The following is a 272-nucleotide window of genomic DNA, read 5'->3' on the forward strand; positions in this document are numbered from 1 at the left end:
CGTCGAACTGACGAGCAAGGCCATGCGCCCGAGCGCGACGCTGAACCAGATCGTCGACTCGATCGCGTGATGTGTTGGGCGATGTGCTGACGGGTGTGCGGAATACGCGCGCGCCAAAGCACGGGTGCACGCACCTACGCACGCCCAAAAGTAAGCGGTAAGCAAGACGATGGCGCTCTCGAGCGCCATCGTCGTTTCTGGCTCCACCAAGCGGACGCGCGTCATGCGGTCCCTCAAACGTGAACGATTTCCCAGTCGCTCAGTTTCTCGGG

The 272-nt window shown here is 62.1% G+C and carries 1 protein-coding gene; it reads right to left on the reverse strand.

Going from position 1 to position 272, the window contains the following annotated elements; translation table 11 throughout:
• On the reverse strand, positions 1–225 hold a 225-nt coding region (locus SB822_RS57235; protein ID WP_410859122.1), incomplete at its 3' end, for a hypothetical protein.
• Positions 226–272: the final 47 nt, after the last annotated feature.

This window comes from Paraburkholderia sp. SIMBA_054, assembly GCF_046534875.1.
In the GTDB taxonomy this organism is placed as follows: Bacteria; Pseudomonadota; Gammaproteobacteria; order Burkholderiales; family Burkholderiaceae; genus Paraburkholderia; species Paraburkholderia hospita.